Raw genomic sequence first — 17,776 nt, forward strand, 5'->3', positions numbered from 1 at the left:
CCCGTCCTGGGCCCCCGGGTGCGTGACGGTCAGGGGGCCGGGATCCGGGCGATCAGCCGCTCGTAGACGGCGGTGCGGTCGAACTGCAGCGCGTGCCGGAGGGCACGGTCGGCCAGGTGGGCGCGCTCGGCGTCGGTCATCACCAGGACCGCGTGGTCGAGGGCCGCCGCGATGCCGTCGGGGTCATCCACGCCGATGATGAGCGCGCAGTCGCCCACCGCCTCGCCGATCCCACCGGTGGTGGTGGTGAGGACGGGCCCGCCTCCGGCGAGCATGCTCTCCACCAGCGCGATCCCGAACGTCTCGACGAACTCGGGGATGGGCTTGCTGGGCAGCACGAACGCCGCGCTCCCGGCCATCAGGTGGGACCGCTCGTCGTCGTCGACGTCGTTCAGGAACAGGATCCGGCCGGCCACCGGCGACCGGTCGGCCAGCTCGCGGAGCCGTGGCGCCTCCGGGCCGTTGCCGGCGATGACGAGACTGACCCGTTCGCTGGCGGCGCTGCGCCCGAAGCCCTCGATGAGATCGTCGACGCCCTTCGCCAGGCTGAGCCGCGAGAGGAACAGGACGTACCCCCCACGCGACAGGCCGCGGGCCACGAGCGCGTCGTCCGTGCCGTGCGGGTCCAGGTCTGTGAACTGGGCCGCGTTGATGGCCGGGTACGAGATCGCGACCTTGCGGCGACACTGCTCGGCAAAGTCGGTGCCGTGGTCGGCGTCCAGCAGGGCCGCCTCGCTGACGATCAGGTCGCGGGTGTACTCCGAGACCGCCACGCACAGGTCGTTGGCGAGATAGGTCGTGAGCAGGTGAGCGGCCGCGCCGTAGCGCCCGGACTCGATGCAGTTGCGGACCACGTTGGTGATGTCCGACCCGACGGCCTCGGCGATCGTGACCACCCTGACGGGGAGCCCCGAGCGATGCGCCGCGCGCAGGGCATCGTCGACCGCCACGGCGTGGGGGGTGAGGTACAGCGACATGCAGACGGTGGGGACGCCGTCGGTGAAGAGCTCGAAGAGCCGGCCGGTCAACCCCGCCAGGTAGCGGCCGTCCAGGATCTTGTAGTTGCCGACAGGCTCGGGGCGCTCGACCGTGATCCCCTCCCGGTAGGGGGAGATCGAGTCCAGCGGCTTCAGCGGCAGCTCGGACTCGATCAGCCGGTCAAGCGGCCAGCTGACGATGCGCACATCGTCGAAGCCGTGGTCGAGCGCCGCCTCGGCGAGGTTGCGTGCCTCGCCGGCGTGACCACAGATCACGGGGTCGGCTCGCACAACAAGGACGAGCCTCCGGTGTGGTCGGGTCACTGGGTTCCTCCTGGGTTCCGCGGCGTGCGGCGTGCGGCACGACGGTACCTGACGGGAGCGCGCGACGGCGATCCGGGCCGCGCTGGCGGACGGTGCCGTCGCGCCGCAGGAATCCCGACGGGTCGGGACGGTTGTCCCGTGACGCCCGGGACATCCCCGCCGAAGAATGGGATCTCCGGAGCACCGTCAGACAAGGAGCAGTCGATGTCCAGCACACCCGCACCTGCCACCGGGCAGGATGACCGGCTCGGCACCGAGCCGAAGGTCACTGTCGTGTTCGTGGCGCCTGAGCCCAACCAGAGCGACGCGGCACGGCTCGTGGCGCTTGGCGTGGTGATGCTGACGTCCGGGGCGTTCCTCATCATCATGTTCGTCTCGCTCGCCCGTGGCGGCAGCGCGGCGCCCTGGGGACCGATCAACGACCTCCTGAGCGCGGCGGGCAACGTGCTGCTGGCCGTGCTGGTGCCACGGCTCAGCCGGCGCGCCGCCAGGACCCGCGGCCAGCGCGGCTTCGTGACACTGATCACGGGCGCCTGCCTGGTGGCGGCGGCCTCCGGCGTGCTCCTGGTCGCCCGGGTGCTGCCCTTCGAGCCGTCCACCGCCATCTCCATTGGGGCCATCGCTCTGCAGATGGCCTGGATGGCCTGGCTGAACACGTCCTGGTCGCGCGATCCCGGGATGCCGCGCTCCGTCTGGCGGGTCCGGGATCGTGGCGGGACTGCTGGCGTTGGCGTTCTGGAACGCGTCCGCCTGCGGGGAGAGCCACGCGCACTCCGCGGGGATCACCAGCCGGAAGCCGATGAACACCACGGCGGCGAGGCACGCCAGGAGTGCGCCTGCTAGGGCGTCCCACTGCGGACCTTGGGCTGGCGGCGACACCGGAGTCTCCTCCCGTTCAGGTCATCGTCCCAGAACACCCTTCCTGTGACCAGAGGCTGACGAGCACGGCTCTCCCGTCGGTCACGGCCCCGACACCGAAGGAGGTTGCTGCGCATCTGTGCAGGTACGCAGGGCTGGCCCCGCACCAACGCGTCGCCACCGACGTACTACGTGATGTAGGGGCTTACCGTGAAGCACACCGCAGGCGGAAGCACCGAAGCTCGACCCGTTCCTTCGAGGAGTCATCGTGGACCAAACTGCCCGTTACGCCGATCTCAGCCTTCGCGAGGAAGACCTCATCGCCGGAGGCCAGCACATCCTGTGCGCCTACACCATGAAGCCGAAGTCCGGCTCCTACCTCGAGGCCGCCGCGCACTTCGCCGCCGAGTCCTCGACGGGCACCAACGTCGAGGTGTCCACCACCGACGACTTCACCAAGAGCTTCGACGCCATCGTCTACCACGTGGACGAGGCCGGCGAGGAGATGCGGATCGCCTATCCGCTGGACCTCTTCGACCGCAACATCATCGACGGCCGGATGATGATGGTCTCGTTCCTCACCCTGACCATCGGCAACAACCAGGGCATGGGCGACATCGAGTACGCGAAGATGTACGACTTCTACGTGCCGCGCGCAGCGATCAACCTGTTCGACGGGCCGGCCATGGGCATCTCGGACCTCTGGCGGATCCTGGGCCGCCCTGTCCACGACGGCGGGTACATCGCCGGCACCATCATCAAGCCGAAGCTGGGGCTGCGCCCCGAGCCCTTCGCGCAGGCCGCCTACGAGTTCTGGCTGGGCGGGGACTTCATCAAGAACGACGAGCCGCAGGGCAACCAGGTGTTCTCTCCGATGCGCAAGACCATCCCGCTGGTCTATGACGCGATGAAGCGTGCGATGGACGAGACCGGCGAGGCGAAGCTGTTCAGCGCCAACATCACCGCCGACGACCACTCCGAGATGATCGCGCGCGGAGAGTTCATCCTCGAGGCCTTCGGCCCGGATGCCGACAAGGTGGCCTTCCTCGTCGACGGCTACGTCGGCGGCCCAGCCGCTGTGACAACCGCCCGCCGCTACTTCTCCAGGCAGTACCTCCACTACCACCGCGCGGGCCACGGCGCGGTCACCTCGCCCAGCTCCAAGCGCGGCTACACCGCCTACGTGCTGGCCAAGATGGCCAGGCTGCAGGGCGCCTCGGGCATCCACGTCGGCACCATGGGCTACGGGAAGATGGAGGGCGCCCGCGACGACCGCGCCATCGCCTACATCTGCGAACGCGACGAGTACCAGGGCCCCGCGTACTTCCAGGAGTGGCACGGGATGCGCCCCACCACCCCGATCGTCTCCGGGGGCATGAACGCGCTGCGGCTTCCGGGCTTCTTCGCCAACCTCGGCCACGCCAACGTCATCAACACCGCGGGCGGCGGCGCGTACGGACACCTCGACGGCGCCGCCGCGGGCGGAAGGTCGCTCCGGCAGGCGCACGAGTGCTGGGCGGCCGGCGCCGACCCCGTCGAGTGGGCCGTCGAGCATCGCGAGTTCGCTCGGGCTTTCGAGTCGTTCCCGACCGACGCGGACCTCCTCTACCCCGGATGGCGCCAGGCTCTGGGCGTCGCCGGTGAATCCGCCCCCTCCGTCGCCACCCCCTGAGGAAGACGGTCATGGCGCCGCGGACCTTGACCCAGTACCTCCTGGACCTCCACGACGAGCGCGACGATTCCCCGGCCCACGACTACGCCCACATCCTGAGCGCAGTCGCGGTGGCGGTGAAGCTCACCGCAGCGATGGTGAGCCGTGGCCGGTTGTGGCTCGGCGCGGTCGCTCACGAGGGCCAAGCGGATCACGCCCAGCTCCACCGGGGGCTGCGCCGGCTCGCCACCCGGATCCTGCTCGAGCAGACCGCCGGAATCGAGCAGCTGGCCGCCGTGTCGGTGGCCGGGGACCCGAGCATCCACCCGAACTCCCGCTCACCCCGCGCCCGGTACCTCCTGGTCTTCGAGGCGCTGCACGGGTCGGTCAACCTGTGCGAGAACCAGACGGCGGGGCTGGCGTTCTCCATCCTGGAGCGCGCAGAGGTCGATGCGCCCTGCACCGAGGCCGACTTCCTGCAGCCGGGCACCACGCAGGTGGCAGCCGGGCTCGGGCTGTATGGCCCCAGCACGCTGCTGGTGCTCACGACGGGGCGCGGGGTGGACGGCTTCACCCTGGACCGCGACGTCGGCAACTTCGTGCTGACCGATCGCGGGATGACCATCCCGAGCCGGTCGGACAGCTTCGCCATCAACCCGTCGGAGGCCATGCACTGGCCGGCCCACACGAAGCGGTACGTCGACGAATGCCTCCGGGGGGCCGACGGTCCACGCGGGCGTGACTTCAAGATGCGCTGGAACGCGTCCGCCGTGATCGGGGCGTTCCGCATCCTCGTCCACGGCGGGATGTTCATGGCGCCCGACACCGGCCGTCGCGGCGCTCTCTGGGGGGTGCCGCTGATGCACAACGCGGCCCCGCTGGCGCTCCTGGCGGAGCAGGCGGGCGGCGCGGCCACCACCGGCGCCCAGCGGGTCCTCGACGTGGTCCCGACCTCCCTCACCCAGCGCCTGCCCGTCTACTTCGGCGCCGCCGACGAGGTGGCGCGCGTCGAGCGGTACTACCGCGAACACGAGCAGGGACTCGACGAAGGCTCGTCGTATCCGCTGTTCCACAGCCGCACCCTGTTCATCGAGCCTTAGGAGACGGAAGCCATGTCCGATCAGCATCCAATCGTCGCCATCACCGGCTCCTCGGGGGCGGGCACCACCACCGTCACCGACACGTTCGCGCAGATTTTCGCCCGGGAGTCCATCACGTCGTCGGTGATCCACGGCGACTCGTTCCACCGCTACGACCGGGGGGAGATGAAGGCGGTCTACGCCGCTGCCCTCGAAACCGGCGAGATCGCGCCCAGCCACTTCGGGCCGGAGGCGAACCTCTTCGTCGAGCTCGAGCAGTTGTTCGCCGAGTACGGCCGGACCGGCAGGGGACGGGTGCGCCAGTACGTCCACGACGACGAGGAGGCCCGGCTCTACGGGCGGCCGCCAGGCACCTTCACCCCCTGGGAGGACCTCCCCGGCGGCACCGACCTCCTCTACTACGAGGGCCTGCACGGCGCGGTGCGCACCGACACCGTCGACGTCGCCCGGCACGTCGACCTGCGGATCGGGGTGGTGCCGATCATCAACCTCGAGTGGATCCAGAAGCTGCACCGCGACCGGAACACCCGCGGCTACTCCACGGAGGCGGTCACCGACACCATTCTCAACCGGATGCCTGACTACGTGCACTACATCTGCCCGCAGTTCTCCAACACCCACATCAACTTCCAGCGGGTGCCAGTGGTAGACACGTCCAACCCGTTCATCGCCGGCTGGATCCCCACGCTGGACGAGTCGATGGTGGTGATCCGCTTCGCGGACCCGCGCGGCATCGACTTCCCCTACCTGCTGTCGATGATCGACGGCTCGTTCATGTCGCGGGCCAACAGCATCGTCGTGCCCGGCGGGAAGATGCACCTGGCCATGCAGCTGATCTTCACGCCGCTGATCTGGCGGCTGGTCGAGGCGAGCAGGAAGGCGAGGGCCCGCGCCGTCGGCTGAGCCGGGGGTCTGTTTGCTGCCCCGGCGAGCGGTGCGCTAGAGTTACGCGTCGGTGAACGGGCCTATAGCTCAGACGGTTAGAGCGCTGCCCTGATAAGGCAGAGGTCACTGGTTCAAGTCCAGTTAGGCCCACCAACGGAGAAGCGTTCACCACGCTGGTCCCGAGGACGCGGCACCCGCTAGCGTGTGCGCATAAGTCCCCACGCGGGCAGCACCCTGGAAATCCTCGACGCAGTACGTCACGCTCCCACGCTGCTCGCAGCGCTGGACCTCATGGATGACCTCATTGAAGCCGCCCGTCGCGACGGGTCGGCGGCCGCCGAGTCTCTCCAGGCCGCCATCGAGGCCGCCGGTGACGACCTCACCGCCATCGCCGCTGTGCACGCCGCCGCCGAAACCGGGGCGGCCACGGCCTCCAGCCTGCTGGTGCCGCTCCTCTCCTCCCAGACTCCGCACCTGCGTGAGCACTCCGCCTGGGCGTTGTCGCGAGCGCCGCGGATAGCCGAGGCCGTGCCCGCGCTCGAGGCCATGGTCGCGGCCGGCGGGTTCACCGGCACCCTCGCCGAGCTGACCCTCGAGGCGTGGGGCCTGAGCCCCGATGACCCCGAGGATGTCGACGAACTGAGGCCCGTCGATGAGCGGCCCGGCCTCACCGTCGCTCAGCTCTACCTTCACGCCGACATCGACGGCACCCTCCTCCACGCCGGGCAGGGCGACACGGGCGGCATCGCCACGCTGCTGGTCCACCTCGGCGATGCGTTGCTCACCGAGGGAGCCGTCGAGCGGGTGCTGACGTTGTCGCGGGGGAACTCCGGTCGGGTGCAGATCCCCGCCGAGTTCGACCAGCTGAAGGCCAAGGCCCTCGCCTGACAGCCCGCTCAGGAAAGCTCGCCGTCGATCGCGACGGCGAGCGCTGAGATCACCGGCCAGGCCCCCTCGGAGCTGTTGCCCAGCACGGTCACCGTCGTCCGGCTGGCGGGGATGTGGGTCGAGCGGAACGAGGCGCCCGCGTCGTAGCCCTCCATCACCAGCGCCGGACCTGTCCGGTGCAGCCAGAACCCCATGCCGTAGCGCATGCCCTCGTCCGGCACGTCGTGGCGGGGCCGGATCATCTGCTCGACGGTGTCGCGCGAGACGATGCGACCCTCCAGCAGGGCCAGCCAGAAGCGGTGCAGGTCGTCGGCGGTGGTGAACGCTCCGCCGTCGCCGTTGCCGAGGATGGGCAGGTGGAGCGTGTTGACGAGGTCTCCGTCGTTGGCGAGGTAGCCGAGCGCGGCGTCGGCGGGGAGTGCGTTGAGGGGGAGAGACCCGGTGGCTTGCAGACCGGCCGGCTCGTAGACCAGCCGGCTCACCACGGCGTGGTACACCTCTCCCGTGACTCGTTCCAGCAGGATCGCGAGCACCATGTAGCCGCCGTTGCAGTAGGCGAACCGCTCTCCGGGAGCAAACTTCGTCGGGTGGCCCTCAAGCATCGGCAGGAACGCCTCGGCTGTGGTGAGCGTGTGGACAGGGATGGTGAGGATGAAATCGTCGACCTCCCACTCTCCGTCCTCGTCCAGGTAGTCACCGATCCCCGATGTGTGGGTGAGGAGGTGCTCGACCGTAACGGCGTCGTCGATGAGCGGAAGGTCCTCCCCGAGTAGATCCCGGACCGGCTGGTCGAGCCGGAGCGCGCCGTCCTCGACGAGGCGCATCACCGCCAGCGCGGTGAACGCCTTGCTGCCGCTGGCTACGGCGATTCTGGCCTGGGGCACCATCGGCACCCCGAAGGCGCGGTGCATGAACCCTTCGCAGCGCTCGAGGACGCGCCGGCCTGCCACGTCTATGGTGATGACCCCAGTGAACGCATTCTTGGCGACGGCGTCGTCGAGGGCGTGTGGATCGACCTGCATGTCTGCCCCCTGGGGAGTGCGGTGTGAGTATCGATTGTCCGCCAGGTAACGCGCCGCCGGGGGTGATCGAGCCGATCGCCCGCGAGGAGACACGAACGTCACGGTGCCGGCGCCGAGCCCTGCCCCGCGGTGGTGGGGCCGGGCGCCGGCGGCATCCTTGACCGGGTCATGGGCAACTGTGCTGACCACTAGTGCGGGGAGATGGTCAGCAGTATTGCGGCATTTCCGGCGTAGACGACGAGCATCAGCGCCGCGTCGCCCGCCAGCAGGAACCGCTTGCCGCGTGCCGACGGGTAGGTCAGCCCGATGATTGCGATCGCCGACATCGCGATGGTGGTCAACACCGTGAAGAGGTGGCTCGGTGAAGCGTCGGCGAGTAGGAGCCCGTCGGTGTAGGCCACGTCGTCGATCGCCAGGATGAGGATGTTGAACAGGTTCGAGCCGAGGATGTTGCCGACCGCCAGGTCGATTGCGCCCATCCGAATCGCTGCCAGGGAGACGGCCAGCTCTGGCAGCGACGTCGACAGCGCCACGAAGACGGTTCCGACGAAGGACTCCTCCAATCCCGACATCCGGGCGATCGCTTCGGCCGCGGGCGGCAGCAGGATGGCTGCCACGACGACGATCCCGGCATGGAGTGAGTAGCGGGCGGCGACCTGACGTAGTCCGAGCCCTGCCGTGACGGCGTCGCCGGGGGAGAGGTTCTCGTCGAGCGGTGGCTGAACGCTGGGGTCCGGGGGGAGGCCTCGCCCGTTGCGGAAGATGAGCCGCACCGAACCCAGGTACAGGAAGAGGAACACCAGCGATGAGAGCCCGATCCAGGGAGTGAGCGGCAGCGAGTCGTCGACCAGCAGTCCGACGCCGACGGTGGCGAGGAGCACGATCCCGAGAGCGGCGGCCATGACATGCGACGGGGAGGCGAGGGCGAAGAGCCTCCGGCGGGCCGGCACGAAGGCGTCCAGGCTGGCCAGGATGAGAAGGTTGATGGCGCAGCTGCCGAGAACGTCGCCTACGGCCAGGTCGGCCGACCCGACCAGGGCCGACGAGCTGACGCCGACGACGAGCTCGGGCAGGGACGTGACCGATGCCATGAGGATCAGGCCCACCCACGCGCTGCCCCAGCCGCTCAGCTGGGCGATGCGCTCGCCGTAGCGCGACAGCCGTCCGCCGGCGAAGAAGATCGCGGCGGCACAGGCCACGAAGGCCAGAACGGCGACAAGGTCGGACACGGTGCACCCACGTCTCTGTGTGGGGTTGACGCTACTCCCAGAGCGCCGCAGCGTCCGGAAGAATGAGCCCTCTTGTGTCCTAATCCTATTAGGGATACCTTTTGGCATAAGGAGGATTCATGGATACGAGCACGGAGCGTCGGCAACGGCGGCACGGCGAGACCCGCGACGAGATCGTCGCGATCGCCGTCCGGCTGATGGGCGAACATGGGGTCGGGGGGCTGTCGCTGGGGGAAGTGGCCCGACGACTCGGCGTGCGCACCCCGTCGCTCTACACCTACTTCGACTCCAAAAACGCCCTCTACGACGAGCTCTTCCGCCGGGGATGGCAGGCGTGCCACGACACCGTCGCCAGCCACCGCGACAGGCTCGGGCCCGCGACCACCGAGACCGACCCGGTCAGCCGCGCCATCGAGTTGGAGGGGACCTTCGTCCGCTGGGCCCTGGAGAACGCCGAGCTCAGCCACCTCATGATGACCCGCCCCGTCCCCGCCTGGGAGCCGAGCCCCGAGGCGTATGCGCCGTCGGTGGCCCTGTTCACGATGCTCGGCGACGACCTGCGCGGCTTCCGCGACCTCGGCCTGCTCAACCCCACCGTCGACCTCGACGAGCTGTCCCAGAACCTGGCCAACGCCGCCACGGGGGTGATCGTCCGCCAGCTGTCCAACGAGCCCGGCGTCGCCTACGAGGACGGCACCGCCTCCCGGCACTTCCCAGCGCTCGTGCGGGCGCTGATCACCGCCCATCTCCCCGATAGGACCTGCCATGCGAGCCACCACTAGCACCACCGCCTCCGGCCACCCCTCGACGAAGGATCAGACCATGCGTGCCATCGACATCCCGCTCCCCGGCCCCGGCGACGGCCTTCGCGTGGGCCGGGCCCAGCATCTGCGCCTGATCGACGAGGTGCGCGACCTCACCCCGGAGCAGTGGGACACCGTCACCGAGTGCCCCGCCTGGACGGTGCGCGACATGGTTGGCCACGTCGCCTCAGCGGCACGGTTCCCGGGCAACCCGCTGCTGTTCCTCGTCGACGCTCAGATCGGGCGGTTCCGCTACCGCGGTCGCAGCTCCCTGGACGCCGCCAACGAGGTGGGCATCGACAGGCACCACTCCCTCTCCACAGCTGAGCTGCTGGAGCTGCTTCGACGGCGGGCCATGTCGGGCCGCGACACCCCCGGCTGGATGCGCCGTCGGCTGACGAACGACGCCGCACTGCCGTCGTACACCACGATCGGATGGTTCGTCGACACCATCCTCACCCGCGACACCTGGCTGCACCGCCAGGACATCGGACGAGCGGTGGGGCGGGAGCCGGTGTCGGACCCCACGGACGCGGAGGTGGTGGAGCAGGTCATCCGCGACCTCGGACTCTCGTGGACCGGCCCTGCCGTCCACCTGCGCCTCACCGGCCCCGAAGGGGGAGCGTGGGACCTGGGGGAGGGGGAGGGGCCCGCCGTCGAGGTGCCCGCGGTGGAGTTCATGCGGCACCTCTCCGGACGGACGGCGGAGGACAGCCTGTTCGACGGCGTCGCCGTCGACCTCCGTCCGTCCCTCGAGGCGGCCCGGGTCGTCTTCTGACGCCCACCTCCCCGTGCACGACACGCCGCCTGTCCCAGCCCTCGACGTGACCACGGACACCGAGGTGGCACCGCGACGGCGTGTCGTGCACGCCTGGGGCCACCCAGCGGCAGCGGAAGACGCAGCGGAAGACGCAGAGGGAGAGGCGGCGGAGGCGCAGCGGAAGACGAGGGGCGAAGCGCGCTGCGAAACTGCCCATTGCCGCGACATGGTGGCGGGTACAGCTTGACGCCATGAACCGCAGGGGGATCCGTGGCGTTGTGGCCACGCTGGCGACGCTGGTCGTCTCACTCACCATCGTCGCGGGCGGCGTCGACGCCGCGGCCAAGCGCCCGGCGCCGAGCCCATCGCCGACCAACGAGCCGTCTCCGACGTCCCCGCCGCCGGCCCAGCCCGTCTACGTCGCCCTCGGGGACAGCTACGCGGCCGGCGTCGGCGGAGGGAGCTACATCCAGGACGGCAGGGACTGCTACCGCACGCTCAAGGGCTACCCGGGCTTGATTGCGCAGGAGAAGGGCTACGCCCTTGATCTCCAGGCATGCTCAGGGGCGGACATCGACGATGTGACGGCGGAGCAGCTAGAGACTGACTACCTGGCGGTGGCTGACTACGTGTCGATCACGGTGGGCGGCAACGACGTCGGGTTCGCATCGGTGCTCACCACCTGCATCGGGACCAACGAATCCGCCTGCATCACTGCCGTCGACGACGCCGTCGACGCGGCGAACGCGCTTCCGTCGCGGCTGGTGCTGCTGTTCACCCAGATCAGGGAGGCCGCCCCCGACGCGACCATCGTGGCAACCGCCTATCCCCGGCTGCTCAGCGCCACCAAAGCCGACTGCAGTTGGATCACCACAGTGTCGGTCCGCGAGCGCGACGCGCTCAACTCCGGGGCGGCCACCCTCGCCGGAGTGATCTCCAAAGCTGCTGACGATGCCGGGATCGGTTACGCCGATGTGCTTCCAGACTTCCTGGGCCATGGCGTGTGCGACTCCTCCGCGTGGATCTACAACGCGTCGCTGTTCCCGACCTATCTGTCGTATCACCCCACGGCCACTGGCTACCTGTCCGGCTACAAGCCCGCCGTGGCCACGGCTCTCGGCACGAGCACGGCACCCACCGGGACCGCTATCACGCTGACCCTCGGCGGCGAGACGTCCAGTGACACCAACCGTGGCACAGTGAAGATCCCGAAGTCCCAGAAGGACTGACCCACACCGATCAACCACCGCCCCGGCCCGCCAGCTCACCGCTGGCTGGCCGGGGCGTCGTCGTCCTACCTGCCCTCCACCGCAGGACGGGTTCGGGCGCGTCGATTCCGGAGCGGCGTCCGGCCGTCGCATCCGGCACGGAGCGCTCCACGTTGCCGACGCGAGTCTTGCCAGTCAAAGGCGGCGGATCTGGTCGCGTAGTCGATACCAGAAGTGCCACTGGGATTTCCGGGGTCAAGGCCCACCTGAGGTTTCAGGAACGGGGGACCGTGACCGACGAGGAACGCACCACGAGGGTGCTCGGGACCACCACCGCCGCGGGGGGCAGGTCAGGCTCCGCGAGTCGCCTGAGGATCGCCTCCCCGCACGCGATGCCGGCGTCGTGTCCGTGGCTGTCCACCGTAGTCAGGTCGAGGAAGCGGCTGCGTGCGAGGTGCGAGTTGTCGTAGCCGATGAGCGCGACGTCGCGAGGCACCTCGCGCCCCGCCTCCCTCAACGCGGCGCGCGCGCCGAGGGCCATGGTGTCGTTGGCGGCGAAGACGGCCGTCACCTCAGGGTGCCGGCGCAGCAGCTCCACCGCCCCCGCGTACCCTCCGTCCTCGTTCGTCTCGTTTGAACCGCCGGCATAGAGCGGATCCTCATCCTCCGCCGCCATAGCCTCCAGGTAGGTCGCCAGGCGCGCGCCGGCGGCGCCGCCAGCCCCCGTGACGTGTCCGATCCGGCGGTGCCCTCCCGAGCGCAGGTGCTCCATGAGTTGGTGGACGCCGTGGCGCTGGTCGCTCTCAACGGTGTCGGCGCCGTCGATGCCGTGCAGGCGGGTGCCCTCGAGCACGGTCGGTACGCCGAGCGCCGGAAGGTCGCGTCCGGGCTCGGCCGCGATCACCAGCGCGTCCACCTGGCTGTCGAGGAACCCGTCGACGGCATTGATCAGCTCGTCGCCGTCGCGGTAGTGCTCCCGGATGGCGACATGGAACCCCTGCGGCCCGAGGAGAGTGCGCAGGCCGCGCAGCAGCTCGACGAACGAGGGGTTCTGGAAGTCGTCGATGACCAGGCCCACGGTGCGGGTGCGGTCCGCCGCGAGCGCGGAGGCGGCATGGCTGCGCCGGTATCCCAGCGTGGCGATGGCCTCGTGGACGGCCTGCCGCTTGGCGTCGGCCACCAGGGGCGAATCGTTGAGCACGAGCGACACCAGCGACTTGGACACGCCAGCCTCGCGGGCGACGTCGTAGATGGTTGGCCGGGAGGGCCGTCGACGAGGTGACATGGCGCACCTCCTTCCACGATGACCGAGGGTAACGCAGCCATTGACAGGACAAGTGCTGTCGATCTATTGTAAAGCCACTTGGACCGCTCCAAGTACATATCGAGGAGGATGAATGACCATCGGCATCGCCGTCATCGGAGCCGGCATGGCGGGGAAGTCGCACGCCGCCGCCTACCGTGTCGCGCCCACCCTGTATCGGCCCACGCTGCCCGACCTGCGCTACGTCTCCATCTGTGACGTCAACGCCGAGGTCGGCGAGGCCACCGCCCGCCGCTACGGCTACGAACGTTGCGACACCGACTGGCGCGCCATCGCCGCCGACCCCGACATCCACGTCGTCAGCGTCGTCATCGCCAACAGCCTGCACCTCGAGGTGGTCAAGGGCCTGCTCGAGGCCGGCAAGCACGCCCTGTGCGAGAAGCCGCTGGCCGACACGCTCGAGTCCGCCCGCGAGATGGCGCGGCTGGCCCGCGAGGCGTCGTCGATCGCCCGCATCGGGCTCACGTATGTCCGGCAGCCCGGCATCGCCGCTATCCGGAACTGGATCCAGGACGGGACGCTGGGCAAGGTGCTGCACCTCTCGGCGCGGTACTGGTGTGACTACGCGTGCAACCCGAAGGGGCAGATGAGCTGGCGCTACAAGGGCCCCATGGGGTCGGGCGCGCTCGCCGACGTCGGCAGCCACCTCACTTATCTGTCGGAGTTCCTCTGCGGCGGCATGACCGCCGTCTCCGGCGCAGCCTTCACCACCGCCATCACGGAGCGTCCGCTCCCGCTGGGCACCGTCGTCGGGCACGGCCAGGTCGAGGTGTCGAGCGAGACCGAGCCGGTGGAGAACGACGACTACGCCACGTTCACGGCGAAGTTCGGCGAGACGACGGCGAGCCTGGAGGCCTCGCGCGTCGCCGCCGGCTACCCCAACGGCCTGAACTTCGAGGTCTTCTGCGAGAACGGCGCGGCGAGCTTCCACCAGGACACCCCGTCGCAGGTGCGGCTCTACCGCCACGACGACCAGCCGGGCACCAACGGCTACCGGACCGTCAACCTAGGCGCCGACCATCCCTACGTCGCCGGTGGCATGGCTATCGACGTGGCGGGTGTCGGCTTCGGCCAGAACGAGGGCTTCGCGTTCCAGGCCCGAGCCTTCCTGGAAGAGGTCGCCGGCATCCCCGAGGCCGACTCCCTTCCCCGCAACGCCTCGTTTGACGAAGGCGTCCACAACATGGAAATTCTTGCCGCCGTCGCTGAGTCGGCTGCCAACAACGGAAAGACGGTGACCCTGTGAAGCTCGGTGTCTACAACGCAGTCCTGTACGACCGCCCCCTCGAGGATGCGCTCGCGGTGATCGGAGGTCTCGGCCTCACCGGCATCGAGATCAACTCCGGCGGCTTTCTGCCCCCGGTCCACATCCCCAACATCGACGAGATCGCCACCAGCCCCGCGGCGGCCACGGAGTACCTGAAGAAGTTTGAGGGCACCGGCGTGGAGATCGCGGGCCTCAACTGCAACGGGAACCCGCTGCATCCGAACGCGGAGATCGCCGAGAAGCACGCCCAGGACATCCGCCTCTCGATCCGTGCGGCCGCGGCGCTCGGCCAGACCCGCGTCGTCACCATGTCCGGCCTGCCCGGCGGCGAGCCCGGCACCAAGTACCCCAACTGGATCGTCAACGCCTGGAACTCCGCGGCGCTCGACGTCCTCGACTACCAGTGGGAGATCGCCGCGCCGTTCTGGAGCGAGATGGACCAGTTCGCCAAGGACCACGGGGTGAAGGTGGCCCTCGAACTGCACCCCCAGAACCTTGTTTTCAACGCCCGCGACGTCAAGAAGCTGATCGAGCTGACCGGAGCTACCCACATCGGCGTCGAGATGGACGCCTCGCACCTGTTCTGGCAGCAGGCCGACCCGATCGCCGTCGTCCGTGAGCTGGGTCCCCTGATCTTCCATGCCGCGGCCAAGGACGTGCGGATCAACCCGGACGCGCGGCTCAACGGTGTCCTGGACAACGGCTTCCGCCGCATGGGTGCGGACGAGGCACGCGTCAACCTCGGCGGCGACGAGTGGGCCAACGAGTGGCCGAAGGACTCCTCCTGGGACTTCGTCGCCCTGGGCAAGGGTCACGACACCGCCTACTGGACCGAGTTCATCCGCGCGCTGCACGAGGTGGACCCCGACATGTGCCTGAACATCGAGCACGAGGACACCGAGCTGGGCCGGATCGAGGGCCTAGAGGTGGCCGCCAAGGTCCTCACCGACGCGTGGGCTGCCTTCAAGGCCTGACACAGCCGTCCATCGGCCCGCAATCGAGGGTGAGTACCGGCTCCAGAGCAACGCCCCACCTGCTCGTCGGGGGACATCACCCCCGACGAGAGCTGGGCCTGAGTCAGGGGGACGGCAACCGCAGCTCGAAGACGCAGCCAGGCCCAGCGTTCCTCGCCGTCGCCGTCCCGCCGTGGGCCTCGGCCACGCCCCGCGCGATGGCGAGGCCGAGACCTGCGCCCGCGCCATCTCCGGGGCCGCGGTCCTCGCTGCCTCTCCACCCCGGCTCGAACAGGTGCGGCAGGTGGTCGACGGGGATGCCGCCGCACCCGTCGGCCACCTGGACCGACGCCCACCCGTCGGCCTCGCGCACGGTCACGGCCACCTCGCCTCCCGACGGGGTGTGCCGGATCCCGTTGGCGACGAGGTTGGACACGGCCCGCGACACCTCCCTGGCGTCGGCGCTCACGGGCGCGGACTGCTCGGCCTCCCCGGTCAACCTGACCCCGGACCGGTCGGCGACCGGCCTGGCCTGCTCCAGCACCCCGGAGACCAGATCGCGGAGGGAGACGTCCTCCCGGCGCAGCCGGCCGACCGGGCTCTGCAGCCGGGACAGGGCGATCAGGTCATCGACCATGGCGTCCAGGCGCATGGCCTCGCCGTGCAGCCGCGCGAGGTACGCCGCGGGATCAGGGGCCACCCCGTCCTGCAGGGCCTCAGTGATCGCGGTCATCCCGGCGAGCGGCGTCCGAAGGTCGTGGGACATCCACGACACCAGCTCCCGCCGCCTCAACTCGACCTGACGGTCGCGCTCGAGCGCCGCCTCGCGCAGGGTGATGGACCGGTCCCGGGAGCCGAGCTGCCGCGACAGCACCAGGCCGACGACGAGGGCCATCGGCGCCGCGCCCGCCAGGACGAGCTGGATGGTCGCCGCGGCCGAGTCGCTGATGGCCATCGTCTGCACGCTCGCGGCCACGCCGGCCGCCAGCGAGACCACCACCACGATCGGGGCAGCCACCGCGGCCAGCCGGATCGACCGGCGCGCGATCAGCATCACGACGGCGGTGCCGAGCGCCCCCACGGCTGCCGCCACCAGGGCGGAGGTCAGGACCGGGTTCATCGCGGCGCCGCCCCGCCCATGCCCGGCTCCCAGCGGTAGCCGACCCCGAACACGGTGACCAGTCGGACGGGGCTTCCGGGGTCTGCCTCGATCTTCTCCCGAAGCCTGCGGACGTGGACGGTCACCGTCGACGCGTCGCCGAACTCCCAGTCCCAGACCTCGCGCATGAGCTCCTCGCGGCCTGCCGCGCGCCCGGGATGTGCCAGGAACCAGGCCAGCAGCTCGAACTCGCGCGACGTCAGGGACAGGGCGCGTCCCCCGAGCAGGGCGCGGTGGGCAGACCGGTCCACGACGATGTCGCCGTCGGTGAGCGCCTCGGGGGCCGACGGCCTCGGGACGGATCCGGGCGCGGCGCGGCGCATCAACGACTGCGCGCGCAGCACGAGTTCACGGGGGCTGAAGGGCTTGCTGACGTAGTCGTCCGCACCGACCTGGAGGCCGAGGATGCGGTCCTCCTCGTCGCCGCGGGCGGTCAGCATGATGATCGGCAGGTCCGCGCGGGCGAGCCGGAGCCGTCAGCACAGCTCCAGGCCGTCCATCCCCGGCAGCATGAGGTCGAGGATCGCGAGGGCGGGCGGCGCCTCGGCGGCCATGGCCAGGGCCGCCTCGCCTGACGTCGTGTGCCTGACGCGCAGCCCGGCCCGCCCCAGGTAGAGCCCGAGCACCTCGGCCACGGTGGGGTCGTCCTCGACCACGAGCACGTCCGTCATATCGCCATCGTAGGGGGGCCCGGACCGGCCGCCGGAGGCGCCGGCCAGGGCGTTACATCCCCGTAAGGACGAGGTAAGCGCTGCGTCATGGAGTCCCGCGGCGCTCAGGAGTTGACTTCGAGGCACCGGCAACAAGGCCGGGGACCAACCGAAAGGTTCTGCCATGAAGACCTTCACCCGCCTCGCCGCAGCCGCCATCGTCGCGAGCGCCGCCGTCGCTGTCCCGCTCACCTCCCACGCCGGGGTCACCGGCCCGGCGTTCTACGTCGACGGCGTGATGTACCGAACCGTCGCCACCCCCACCGACCTCTCGGGGACCGGCGCACCGGCCCACTCCTGGGACACCATCTACAGCTTCGGCTCGGCGCAGCCCAGCGTGGCGACGGCGGCCCCCGGCGACCCCGGCTACAACGGGGGACGCTGGATGGTCCACGCCCTCAGGTTCCCGAACGGGTACGACGCGGTGATCGCGTCCTCTGACCTCGACGGCGACGGGGTGATCGACAGCGCGGCCGAGGTGGACATGGCGTTGATGGCCGGTGACGCCGTCGACGAGGGCGTCGTGAAGTACTTCGTCTGCCCCGTCATCAAGGTCCCCGCGAGTCGCTGAGCGGCATGGCCCGTCCCCTGCCGATCCCTGAGGAGATCGCCGCGCGGAGCGCCGGTGATCGTTCCCACCGCTCCCTGAGGAGATCGC

General features: G+C 69.9%; 17 protein-coding genes, 1 tRNA gene and 1 pseudogene. 12 read left to right on the top strand and 7 right to left on the bottom strand.

Going from position 1 to position 17,776, the window contains the following annotated elements; all coding sequences use genetic code 11:
- Positions 1-29: 29 nt before the first annotated feature.
- Positions 30-1,301: a glycosyltransferase gene (locus ACZK39_RS06765; protein ID WP_463612899.1), complete on the bottom strand. Its 1,272-nt coding sequence runs from the start codon at positions 1,299-1,301 to the stop codon at positions 30-32.
- Positions 1,302-1,505: 204 nt separating this feature from the next.
- On the opposite strand from ACZK39_RS06765, the gene ACZK39_RS06770 reads away from it, so the two are divergent.
- The 6 genes from ACZK39_RS06770 (at position 1,506) to ACZK39_RS06795 (ending at position 6,683) form a co-directional block, all read left to right on the top strand.
- Complete coding sequence (locus tag ACZK39_RS06770; RefSeq protein WP_463612900.1) at positions 1,506-2,144, top strand: hypothetical protein; 639 nt, start codon at positions 1,506-1,508, stop codon at positions 2,142-2,144.
- Positions 2,145-2,427: 283 nt separating this feature from the next.
- Entirely contained in the window at positions 2,428-3,831 is a 1,404-nt protein-coding gene (locus tag ACZK39_RS06775; RefSeq protein WP_463612901.1) for a ribulose-bisphosphate carboxylase, read from the top strand.
- Between the two features lie 11 nt (positions 3,832-3,842).
- Positions 3,843-4,910, top strand: coding sequence for a class 1 fructose-bisphosphatase (locus tag ACZK39_RS06780; protein WP_463612902.1), 1,068 nt, complete (start codon positions 3,843-3,845; stop codon positions 4,908-4,910).
- A 12-nt stretch (positions 4,911-4,922) separates the two neighbouring features.
- Positions 4,923-5,813 (top strand): phosphoribulokinase, encoded by an 891-nt coding sequence (locus ACZK39_RS06785; RefSeq protein ID WP_463612903.1) that lies wholly within the window; start codon positions 4,923-4,925, stop codon positions 5,811-5,813.
- 58 nt (positions 5,814-5,871) lie between these two features.
- Positions 5,872-5,948, top strand: a tRNA-Ile gene (locus tag ACZK39_RS06790).
- Between the two features lie 51 nt (positions 5,949-5,999).
- Entirely contained in the window at positions 6,000-6,683 is a 684-nt protein-coding gene (locus ACZK39_RS06795; RefSeq protein WP_463612904.1) for a hypothetical protein, read from the top strand.
- Between the two features lie 8 nt (positions 6,684-6,691).
- On the opposite strand, the gene ACZK39_RS06800 is transcribed toward ACZK39_RS06795, so the two are convergent.
- Both ACZK39_RS06800 and ACZK39_RS06805 read right to left on the bottom strand, forming a co-directional pair.
- Entirely contained in the window at positions 6,692-7,705 is a 1,014-nt protein-coding gene (locus ACZK39_RS06800; protein WP_463612905.1) for a serine hydrolase domain-containing protein, read from the bottom strand.
- Positions 7,706-7,893: 188 nt separating this feature from the next.
- Positions 7,894-8,934, bottom strand: coding sequence for a sodium:calcium antiporter (locus ACZK39_RS06805; RefSeq protein ID WP_459055632.1), 1,041 nt, complete (start codon positions 8,932-8,934; stop codon positions 7,894-7,896).
- 119 nt (positions 8,935-9,053) lie between these two features.
- Between ACZK39_RS06805 and ACZK39_RS06810 the strand changes: the two genes are divergently transcribed.
- The 3 genes from ACZK39_RS06810 to ACZK39_RS06820 all read left to right on the top strand — a co-directional run bounded on the left by ACZK39_RS06810 (position 9,054) and on the right by ACZK39_RS06820 (position 11,726).
- The gene (locus ACZK39_RS06810) at positions 9,054-9,716 is read left to right on the top strand and encodes a TetR/AcrR family transcriptional regulator (RefSeq protein ID WP_459055631.1); all 663 of its coding nucleotides are present in this window, start codon (positions 9,054-9,056) and stop codon (positions 9,714-9,716) included.
- Positions 9,700-10,515, top strand: coding sequence for a maleylpyruvate isomerase family mycothiol-dependent enzyme (locus ACZK39_RS06815; protein WP_463612906.1), 816 nt, complete (start codon positions 9,700-9,702; stop codon positions 10,513-10,515). Before ACZK39_RS06810 ends, ACZK39_RS06815 begins: the two co-directional genes overlap by 17 nt.
- 233 nt (positions 10,516-10,748) lie before the next feature.
- A complete protein-coding gene (locus ACZK39_RS06820) occupies positions 10,749-11,726 on the top strand; it encodes an SGNH/GDSL hydrolase family protein (RefSeq protein WP_463612907.1) in 978 nt (325 codons plus the stop codon).
- A gap of 253 nt (positions 11,727-11,979) precedes the next feature.
- Here the strand turns inward: ACZK39_RS06820 and ACZK39_RS06825 are convergent, their stop codons facing one another.
- A complete protein-coding gene (locus ACZK39_RS06825) occupies positions 11,980-12,990 on the bottom strand; it encodes a LacI family DNA-binding transcriptional regulator (RefSeq protein ID WP_463612908.1) in 1,011 nt (336 codons plus the stop codon).
- A gap of 112 nt (positions 12,991-13,102) precedes the next feature.
- On the opposite strand from ACZK39_RS06825, the gene ACZK39_RS06830 reads away from it, so the two are divergent.
- Positions 13,103-14,275 (top strand): Gfo/Idh/MocA family protein, encoded by a 1,173-nt coding sequence (locus tag ACZK39_RS06830; protein ID WP_463612909.1) that lies wholly within the window; start codon positions 13,103-13,105, stop codon positions 14,273-14,275.
- Positions 14,272-15,270, top strand: a complete 999-nt coding sequence (locus ACZK39_RS06835; RefSeq protein WP_463612910.1) for a sugar phosphate isomerase/epimerase family protein — start codon at positions 14,272-14,274, stop codon at positions 15,268-15,270. The genes ACZK39_RS06830 and ACZK39_RS06835 overlap by 4 nt, the downstream gene beginning before the upstream one ends.
- A 103-nt stretch (positions 15,271-15,373) precedes the next feature.
- On the opposite strand, the gene ACZK39_RS06840 is transcribed toward ACZK39_RS06835, so the two are convergent.
- The 3 genes and pseudogenes from ACZK39_RS06840 to ACZK39_RS06850 form a co-directional block, all read right to left on the bottom strand.
- Positions 15,374-16,369, bottom strand: a complete 996-nt coding sequence (locus tag ACZK39_RS06840; RefSeq protein ID WP_463612911.1) for a sensor histidine kinase — start codon at positions 16,367-16,369, stop codon at positions 15,374-15,376.
- The gene (locus ACZK39_RS06845; protein ID WP_463612920.1) at positions 16,366-16,731 is read right to left on the bottom strand and encodes a winged helix-turn-helix domain-containing protein; all 366 of its coding nucleotides are present in this window, start codon (positions 16,729-16,731) and stop codon (positions 16,366-16,368) included. Before ACZK39_RS06845 ends, ACZK39_RS06840 begins: the two co-directional genes overlap by 4 nt.
- A 24-nt stretch (positions 16,732-16,755) precedes the next feature.
- Positions 16,756-17,277: pseudogene (locus ACZK39_RS06850) on the bottom strand (response regulator); the annotation flags it as partial.
- Here ACZK39_RS06850 and ACZK39_RS06855 point away from each other — a divergent pair.
- The gene (locus ACZK39_RS06855) at positions 17,243-17,689 is read left to right on the top strand and encodes a hypothetical protein (RefSeq protein ID WP_463612912.1); all 447 of its coding nucleotides are present in this window, start codon (positions 17,243-17,245) and stop codon (positions 17,687-17,689) included. The pseudogene ACZK39_RS06850 and the gene ACZK39_RS06855 overlap by 35 nt on opposite strands.
- Positions 17,690-17,776: the final 87 nt, after the last annotated feature.

The sequence above is a fragment of the Tessaracoccus luoxuelianae genome, from assembly GCF_055326245.1.

What these genes read in the sequence shown, in the direction of transcription:
- ACZK39_RS06815 (WP_463612906.1), top strand. Translation starts at nt 9,700, where the DNA reads ATGCGAGCCACCACTAGCACCACCGCCTCCGGCCACCCCTCGACGAAG.
- ACZK39_RS06810 (WP_459055631.1), top strand. Translation starts at nt 9,054, where the DNA reads ATGGATACGAGCACGGAGCGTCGGCAACGGCGGCACGGCGAGACCCGC.
- ACZK39_RS06780 (WP_463612902.1), top strand. Translation starts at nt 3,843, where the DNA reads ATGGCGCCGCGGACCTTGACCCAGTACCTCCTGGACCTCCACGACGAG.
- ACZK39_RS06840 (WP_463612911.1), bottom strand. Translation starts at nt 16,369, where the DNA reads ATGAACCCGGTCCTGACCTCCGCCCTGGTGGCGGCAGCCGTGGGGGCG.
- ACZK39_RS06800 (WP_463612905.1), bottom strand. Translation starts at nt 7,705, where the DNA reads ATGCAGGTCGATCCACACGCCCTCGACGACGCCGTCGCCAAGAATGCG.
- ACZK39_RS06855 (WP_463612912.1), top strand. Translation starts at nt 17,243, where the DNA reads ATGAAGACCTTCACCCGCCTCGCCGCAGCCGCCATCGTCGCGAGCGCC.
- ACZK39_RS06820 (WP_463612907.1), top strand. Translation starts at nt 10,749, where the DNA reads ATGAACCGCAGGGGGATCCGTGGCGTTGTGGCCACGCTGGCGACGCTG.
- ACZK39_RS06770 (WP_463612900.1), top strand. Translation starts at nt 1,506, where the DNA reads ATGTCCAGCACACCCGCACCTGCCACCGGGCAGGATGACCGGCTCGGC.
- ACZK39_RS06830 (WP_463612909.1), top strand. Translation starts at nt 13,103, where the DNA reads ATGACCATCGGCATCGCCGTCATCGGAGCCGGCATGGCGGGGAAGTCG.
- ACZK39_RS06845 (WP_463612920.1), bottom strand. Translation starts at nt 16,731, where the DNA reads ATGCGCCGCGCCGCGCCCGGATCCGTCCCGAGGCCGTCGGCCCCCGAG.
- ACZK39_RS06785 (WP_463612903.1), top strand. Translation starts at nt 4,923, where the DNA reads ATGTCCGATCAGCATCCAATCGTCGCCATCACCGGCTCCTCGGGGGCG.
- ACZK39_RS06825 (WP_463612908.1), bottom strand. Translation starts at nt 12,990, where the DNA reads ATGTCACCTCGTCGACGGCCCTCCCGGCCAACCATCTACGACGTCGCC.